This is a genomic window from Austwickia sp. TVS 96-490-7B (genome assembly GCF_019331795.1).
Taxonomy (GTDB): domain Bacteria; phylum Actinomycetota; class Actinomycetes; order Actinomycetales; family Dermatophilaceae; genus Austwickia.
This window is the reverse complement of record NZ_JAHPZL010000010.1, coordinates 1-1,861: the sequence shown is the minus strand read 5'-3', so window position 1 is coordinate 1,861 and position 1,861 is coordinate 1. Positions and strand designations below refer to the sequence as shown.

General features: G+C 60.5%; 2 protein-coding genes. Both read right to left on the bottom strand.

Annotation, left to right across the window (positions count from 1 at the left end):
• Positions 1-84: 84 nt before the first annotated feature.
• Positions 85-249 (bottom strand): hypothetical protein, encoded by a 165-nt coding sequence (locus tag KEM60_RS14040; protein WP_219108317.1) that lies wholly within the window; start codon positions 247-249, stop codon positions 85-87.
• A 504-nt stretch (positions 250-753) separates the two neighbouring features.
• On the bottom strand, positions 754-996 hold the full coding sequence (locus tag KEM60_RS17030; protein ID WP_370626376.1) for a GNAT family N-acetyltransferase: 243 nt from the start codon (positions 994-996) through the stop codon (positions 754-756).
• Positions 997-1,861 lie beyond the last annotated feature (865 nt).

The window sequence follows — 1,861 nt, the reverse complement described above, 5'->3', positions numbered from 1 at the left end:
TCCCACGAATGTCGGATAGGCCAAGCAGGCGGCCTGCTCGGTAACCCACGAATCTCGTGAGCGAGGCCCCGGCCCGCAACCCCGTCACAACGACCGGGTCGCTAACATACCGTCTAGCTCACGCAGCTTGGCCATAGTGAGGGTGGCGCGGCTGAGGAAGAAGTGCACAGGCTGCCCTCCCGCGGACTCTGGCTTGCCGATGGTGCTGCCGTCTCCAGGGTGTGTCGTTCGTGGTGTTGTCAAGGGCACGGAGGAAGCGTATGACGTAGGCGTTTAGCCCATTGCTCGAGGTGCTCCGAGTGGCGGGCGCCCAGCGCACTACCGGCCAGCAAGTACAGCTGACTCTTGCCATCGCAGTCACCGTCCTCCTTGGGATTGCGATGGGGCCAGCCAGTGCATCGCTTCTGGGTACCGTCCATACACGATGCCCAGCCGAGTACCTCGGCCGTATCAAGAGCTTCGTTGGATTCTCCGCTGGCGGTCTAGCGCCCGTCTCTATGATCATCTTTTGTCAACGTGCCAACCACGCCAGCATCCCAGCGACCTTCACCACAGCAGGCGCATGCCTTGGCATCACAACCCCCACCGCCCATGCTGCTCCTCAGCTACGTCATGCCACCCCCAGCATCGCCGAACACTGACCGGGGCAAGCCAACACCAATCCCTAGTGCGGCAGGGGCTGACGTTAGCCGAAGGCCACGTTTTCTCTGCGACGAAGGGGACCTTACCAATGACATCAAAGGCGTGATCGCGCTACTTATACTCACGAATCTCTAGGACGCAGAAGCTGACCTTCTCGAGCATTCGGAGGCTAGCTGCGTTGTCCGCTACGGCGAAAGCGGTTAAGCACGACGGCGGAATCGTCACACAAGCCCCGATCCCACTGGACAGGGCTTGTGCGAGTTCGGTCATGAGTTCCCGGCCCCAGGTTCGAGTCGCCAGTGTGTAGCCAAGTTCGCGGCCGCCATCGATAGGGATTGAAGCCAACACGGCCATTGATCGTTTCAGAGGGGGTCCGTCATCCTTTATGCGGTCCGATTCGCCCAATCCCTGCACCCACCCCCGTGTCGAGGCCCGAGTGAGAGGGCATACGACGCGATCACGGGCGCAAGACTTTGTCATGTTGTTGGTGGAGGACGTCACTGGGGCGCATCTGCTGGGCGACACAGACCGGGCCAGAGAAACGCACTGTTCTGTGAGGAGATCAGGGGGATCGAGGTCTTCATCATTCTTCTTCCGATGTGGCCTGTGATCTCTGCCAGGTTCATGTGGACCAGGTGGTGGCGAAGAGAGTTGGTGCCCGTAAGTCAGATGGCAGTCAGGGGTCCGAGGTCGGTCCGGCAGCTGGGGCAGATGGCGCGGCCTCCTGGTCGATGGCCTGGCTGGCAGCCAACAGCATGTCGAGAGATTCGACGGCGTACAGGCTGAAGCGCCACGTTAGGTGCGGCCCCCACTCAGGTGGTGTGTCCGCGTGAGTGGCGTGGGCTGATTGCGATGAGCGGCCGCTGAGGCAGGAGCAGGCGGGAGGTCGTGGCGGGAGTTGAAGTGCTGCTGTTACGCCCGTGTGAGCTCAGTGGCGGCGAGTTCAGCGTCGAAGCTGGGGCGCCCGGTAACAGACAGGGCTGAGCGGTTGGAGTGCCGATTTGACTCGTGGTGCGTGAGGTGGAAAAGTACTCCGAGTTGTCCGGAGAGTGTGTGCGAAGAAGTTTTTTCTGTGGAATGTCGCAGGAAACGCGGATTTGACACTCGCTCAGCTGGAAGGATAACTTAGAGAAGTCGCCGAGCGGAAAGCTGAAAGGCTGAAAGCGAAGCGGTAACTGATTCTTGAGAACTCAACAGCGTGCCGAAATCGATGCCAATT

Bases quoted from the DNA above. Each gene is read 5' to 3' on its own strand.
- KEM60_RS17030 (WP_370626376.1), bottom strand. From the start codon at position 996: ATGGCCGTGTTGGCTTCAATCCCTATCGATGGCGGCCGCGAACTTGGC.